Origin of the sequence: Allobosea sp. CER48, assembly GCF_044752385.1 — a bacterium.
Taxonomy (GTDB): domain Bacteria; phylum Pseudomonadota; class Alphaproteobacteria; order Rhizobiales; family Beijerinckiaceae; genus Allobosea.
This window is the reverse complement of record NZ_JBIWYK010000196.1, coordinates 1-5,824: the sequence shown is the minus strand read 5'-3', so window position 1 is coordinate 5,824 and position 5,824 is coordinate 1. Positions and strand designations below refer to the sequence as shown.

Sequence of the window (5,824 nt, the reverse complement as noted above, 5' to 3'; positions counted from 1 at the left end):
CCGCGGCCTGCAGACGATAGGCCGCAGTGTCGTAGTTGAGGATCGGCGCGAGCCAGCGCTCGACCTCCTCCACGCTCATGCCCTTGCGCGCGGCATAGTCCTCGGCCTGGTCTCGCTCGACCTTGGCGACGCCGAAGTAATAGGCATCGGGATGGGCGAGGTAGAGACCGGAAACCGACGAGCCCGGCCACATCGCATAGCTCTCGGTCAGCTTCACGCCGACGCGCCGCTCGGCTTCCAGCAGCCGGAAGAGCGTCTCCTTCTCGGTGTGGTCGGGCTGGGCCGGATAGCCGGGCGCCGGGCGGATGCCGCGATACTCCTCGCGGATCAGCTCCTCGTTGCTGAAGGTCTCGTCCGGCGCATAGCCCCAGAACTCCTTGCGGACGAGCTGGTGCATCCGCTCGGCGAAGGCCTCGGCGAAGCGGTCCGCCAGCGCCTTGACCATGATCGAGCGATAATCGTCGTTGTCGCGCGCGAACTTCTCGGAGATGCGCTCCTCCTCGGCGCCTGCCGTCACCACGAAGGCGCCGATATAGTCCGACGCACCGCCTTCCGGCGCGACGAAGTCGGAGATGCACATGTTCGGCTTGCCGTCGCGCTTCGAAAGCTGCTGGCGCAGGCCGTGGAAGGTGGCAAGCGTCTCCTGCCGGCTCTCGCCGGTATAGAGGCGGATGTCGTCGCCGACGGCGTTCGCCGGCCAGAAGCCGATCACGGCCTTCGGGTTGAACCAGCGCTCCTCGACGACGCGCTTCAGCATCGCCTGGGCATCGTCCCAGAGCGCGCGCGCCGCCTCGCCCTGCTTCTCGTCCTGCAGGATCGCCGGGAAGCGGCCCTTCAGTTCCCAGGTCTGGAAGAACGGCGTCCAGTCGATCACCGGCACGAGATCGGCGATGTCGTAGGTCCGGAACACGCGGGTGCCAAGGAAGCTCGGCTTCGGCGGGACATAGCTCGCCCAGTCCGGCTTGAAGGCGTTGGCGCGGGCCTTGGCCAGCGGCAGGCGCTGCTTCTCGGCCTCCGAGCGGCGATGCGCGTCGGCCACCTTGGCGTATTCCGCCTTGAGCCCGTCGACATAGGCCGGCTTCTGGTCCTGCGAGAGCAGGCTCGAGACGACGCCGACCGCGCGCGAGGCGTCGGTGACATAGACCGTCTGGCCCTTCTCATAGGCCGGGTGGATCTTCACTGCGGTATGGACGCGGCTCGTCGTCGCCCCGCCGATCAGCAGCGGGATGTCGAAACCCTCGCGCTCCATCTCGGAGGCCACCGTCACCATCTCGTCGAGCGAGGGCGTGATCAGCCCTGAGAGGCCGATGATGTCGACCTTCTCCTTGCGCGCGGTGTCGAGGATCTTCTGCGTCGGCACCATCACGCCGAGGTCGATCACCTCGTAGTTGTTGCACTGGAGCACGACCCCAACGATGTTCTTGCCGATGTCGTGGACATCGCCCTTCACCGTCGCCATCAGCACCTTGCCGGCGGCGGCGCGCTCGGCGCCTCCGTTGAGGCGCTTCTCCTCCTCCATGAACGGCATGAGATAGGCGACGGCCTGCTTCATCACGCGAGCGGACTTCACCACCTGCGGCAGGAACATCTTGCCCGCGCCGAACAGGTCTCCGACCACGTTCATCCCGGCCATCAGCGGCCCCTCGATGACGTGCAGCGGCTTCTCCGCCTTCAGGCGGGCTTCCTCCGTATCGATGTCGATGAACTCGGTGATGCCGGCGACCAGCGCATGCTCCAGCCGCTTCTCCACTGGCAGCTCGCGCCAGGCGAGGTCCTTGCCCGACGTCGCGACGGAGCCGTCGCCCTTGAAGCGCGGCGCGGCCTCCAGCAGCCGCTCGGTCGAATCCTTGCGGCGGTTGAGGACGACGTCCTCGCAGAGTTCGCGCAGCTCGGGATCGAGATCGTCATAGGAGCCGAGCTGGCCGGCATTGACGATGCCCATGTCCATGCCCGCCTTGATGGCGTGGTAGAGGAACACGGAGTGCATCGCCTCGCGCACCTTCTCGTTGCCGCGGAAGGAGAAGGACAGGTTCGACACGCCGCCCGAGATATGGGCATGCGGCAGCGTCTCGCGGATCGCGCGGGTCGCGTCGATGAAGTCGTTGCCGTAGTTGTCGTGCTCCTCGATGCCCGTCGCCACCGCGAAGATGTTCGGGTCGAAGATGATGTCCTCGGGCGGGAAGCCGGCCTTTTCGGTCAGGAGCTTGTAGGCGCGGGTGCAGATCTCGATCTTGCGCTGGAAGGTATCGGCCTGGCCGACCTCGTCGAAGGCCATCACAACCACCGCCGCGCCATATTGCCGGCAGATGCGGGCCTGCTCGAGGAAGGCCTCCTCGCCTTCCTTCATCGAGATCGAGTTGACGATCGGCTTGCCCTGGATCGTCTTGAGACCGGCCTCGATCACCGGGAACTTGGAGGAGTCGACCATGATCGGCACGCGGCTGATATCCGGCTCCGAGGCGATCAGGTTGCAGAACTCGGTCATCGCCTTCTCGGAATCGAGCAGGCCCTCGTCCATGTTGATGTCGATGACCTGCGCGCCGTTGGCGACCTGGTCGCGCGCCACGTCGAGCGCGGCGGCATAATCGCCGGCGGTGATCAGCTTCCTGAACTTGGCCGAGCCGGTGACATTGGTGCGCTCGCCGACGTTGACGAAGGGAATGGTCTCGTCGAGCGTGAAGGGCTCCAGGCCGGCAAGCCGCAGATAGGGCTTCGTCTCCGGGATCTGGCGAGGCGCCTTGCCGGCGACGGCCTCGGCGATCGCCGCGATATGGCCGGGCGTGGTGCCGCAGCAGCCGCCGACGACATTGACGAAGCCGGCATCGGCGAACTCCGCCAGCATCTTTGCGGTCGCTTCCGGCCGTTCGTCGTAGAGGCCGAATTCGTTGGGCAGGCCGGCATTCGGATAGGCGCAGATCAGGGTGTCCGCGACGCGCGACATGTCCTTGATATGCGCCCGCATCTCGCGCGCGCCGAGCGCGCAGTTGAGGCCCACGGTCAGCGGCGCGGCATGGCGCACCGCGTTCCAGAACGCCTCGACGGTCTGGCCGGAAAGCGTGCGGCCGGAGAGATCGGTGATCGTGCCGGAGATCATCACCGGCAGGCGGACGCCCTTGCTGCGGAAGACCTGCTCGATCGCGACGATCGCGGCCTTGGCATTGAGCGTGTCGAAGATCGTCTCGATCAGCAGCAGTTCCGAGCCACCGTCGATCAGTCCGTTGACCTGCTCGGCATAGGACTCGCGGACCTGGTCGAAGGTCACCGCGCGGAAGCCGGGATTGTTGACGTCGGGCGAGATCGAGAGCGTGCGATTGGTCGGGCCGATGGCGCCCGCGACGTAGCGGCGGCGCCCGTCCTCCTTCTGCGCGATGGCTGCCGCCTCACGCGCGAGCCGGGCGCATGCGACGTTCAGTTCGTAGACCAGCGCCTCCATGCCGTAATCGGCCTGGGCGATCGCGGTGCCGGAGAAGGTGTTGGTCTCGACGATGTCGGCGCCCGCCCGGAAATAGGCGAGATGGATGTCGCGCAGCGCATCGGGCTGCGTCAGCGCGATGATGTCGTTGTTGCCCTTGAGATCGTGGTTGAAGCCCTTGAAGCGCTCGCCGCGGAAATCCGCCTCGGAGAGCTTGAGGTCCTGGATCTGCGTGCCCATCGCGCCATCGAGCACGAGGATGCGCTCGCGCGCGGCCTGGCGCAGCGAGCGTTCGATCTCGGCGCCGTCGACGGGGGCTGGCTTGAAGTCCGACATAGGCTTACTCCGCCGCCACCGCCTGCGCCGCCGGCTTCTCGGGCTTCAAGCCGACGAGATGGCAGATGGCGTAGACGAGATCGGCCTTGTTCATCGTGTAGAAATGCAGATCGGTGACGCCGCGGTCGATCAGGTCGAGCACCTGCTCGGCACAAACGGCAGCGGCCACCAGCCGGCGCGTCGCCGCGTCGTCCTCCAGCCCCTCGAAGCGGTCGGCCAGCCATTGCGGCACGCTCGCGCCGGTCCGGCGGGCGAAGCCGGCCGTCTGCTTGAAGTTCTGCACCGGCACGATGCCGGGCAGGATCGGGATCTCGATGCCACGTGCGCGGACCTTGTCGAGATAGCGGAAATAGACGTCGTTATCGAAGAAGAACTGGGTGATCGCCCGGGTGGCACCGGCATCGACCTTCTTCTTCAGCGCGTCGATATCGGCATCGAGCGAGGCCGCTTCCGGGTGCTTCTCCGGATAGGCCGAGACGGTGATCTCGAAATCTCCGATGCGCTTGAGCCCGGCAACGAGATCGGAGGTCTGGTGGTAGCCCTCCGGATGCGCCTCATAGGGCGTACCGAGGCCACCGGCCGGGTCGCCGCGCAGCGCCACGACGTGGCGGACGCCGGCATCCCAATAGGAGCGGATGACTTCGTCGACCTCGGCCTTCGAGGCCGAGACGCAGGTGAGATGGGCGGCCGGCTTCAGCGCGGTCTCCTCGACCATGCGCTTGACGGTGGCGTGGGTGCGCTCGCGCGTCGAGCCGCCGGCGCCATAGGTCACCGAGACGAAGGCCGGCGAAAGCGGCTCGAGCCGGCGCACGCTCTCCCAGAGCGAAACTTCCATCTCGGCCGTCTTGGGCGGAAAGAACTCGAAGGAAACGCGCGGGCGGCGCGAGCCATGCCGGCTGGGGCGAAAAGCGTTCATCACGCAACCTCTAGATCGATCGTATGGACCGGCGGATCGGACTGGACGCGCCGGTCGCGTCCGCGCCAGAGCATCACCGGCAATTGCCCGGAGCCGCCATCGGCCAGGGTGACTTCACGGGACAGGTCGCAGGAGAGACCGGCCTCGGCGAACCAGCCGGCGATCTGCTGCCGCGAGAAGCCGAGCCGGCGATGCGCATGCTCGGTCCTCAGGAATTCCATGTCGTGCGGCGCAAAATCGACGACGATCAGCCGTCCGCCCGGCGCCAGCATTGCCGCGGCCTCCCGCACGGCCCGGCCGGGGTCGTCGAGGAAGTGGAGCACCTGGTGGACGATGACGAGGTCGAATGAGCCGCGTGCGAAGGGCAGCGCATAGATGTCGCCCTGCCGGAGCTCCACGCGCGACAGCCCCGCCCGCTCCAGATTGGCGCGGGCCACCGCCAGCATCGCATGGTTGGCATCGACGCCGACCGCACGGCCGAATTTCGGCGCGATCCGCTCCAGCATGCGGCCCGTGCCGGTGCCGAGATCGAGCATGGCGCCCGGCGTCCCCTCGCCGACCGCGTCCTCGACCGCCGCCTCGACGGCATGATCGGGCACATGCAGGCTCCGCAGCCGGTCCCAGTCGCGCGCGACGCTGGCGAAATAGCTCTGCGCCGCCTCGGCACGGTTCGCCCGCACCGCCGCCAGCCGCTCGCGATCGGCTGCGAGCACGGGATCGGTGCGGTCGAGCCAGGCGGCGAGCGAGGCGGCGAAGGCGCCGCCCGGCCCGGTCTCGTCGAGCCGGAAGAAGGCCCACGCCCCTTCGCGCGAACGCCGAACCAGCCCGGCCTCGGCGAGCAGCTTGAGGTGGCGGGAGATACGCGGCTGCGACTGGCCGAGAATGTCGGTCAGGTCGGAGACGGAAAGCTCGCCCTCGGAAAGCAGCGCCAGGATTCGCAGGCGTGTCTCCTCGCCCGCAGCCCGCAGGCCGGCGAGAAGCACATCGGAGGACAATGCTGTCGGCTGCCGCACGCTATCGCACTCCCTCGCCGCAGGAAAAAAGATATAAAGATATCTTTATGTCAAAAGCGGCGTTCGTGCAAGCGGATAAGCGTGCGGAAAACAGGACGGGGAGAGGAAGCGCGTTCCCGAGCGGCAGAGCTTTCGTCACCAAACGGC

General features: G+C 67.1%; 3 protein-coding genes. All 3 read right to left on the bottom strand.

Going from position 1 to position 5,824, the window contains the following annotated elements:
- Positions 1 to 3,748: methionine synthase (gene metH / locus ACIPIA_RS09220; RefSeq protein WP_400508777.1), on the bottom strand; the 3,748-nt coding region annotated here is incomplete at its 3' end.
- 4 nt (positions 3,749 to 3,752) lie between these two features.
- Positions 3,753 to 4,664 (bottom strand): methylenetetrahydrofolate reductase [NAD(P)H], encoded by a 912-nt coding sequence (gene metF, locus ACIPIA_RS09215; RefSeq protein ID WP_400508775.1) that lies wholly within the window; start codon positions 4,662 to 4,664, stop codon positions 3,753 to 3,755.
- Positions 4,664 to 5,677: an ArsR/SmtB family transcription factor gene (locus tag ACIPIA_RS09210; protein WP_400508773.1), complete on the bottom strand. Its 1,014-nt coding sequence runs from the start codon at positions 5,675 to 5,677 to the stop codon at positions 4,664 to 4,666. Before ACIPIA_RS09210 ends, metF begins: the two co-directional genes overlap by 1 nt.
- Between the last annotated feature and the right edge of the window lie 147 nt (positions 5,678 to 5,824).

Coding starts and splice junctions, on each gene's coding strand:
- metF (WP_400508775.1), bottom strand. CDS start 4,664: ATGAACGCTTTTCGCCCCAGCCGGCATGGCTCGCGCCGCCCGCGCGTT.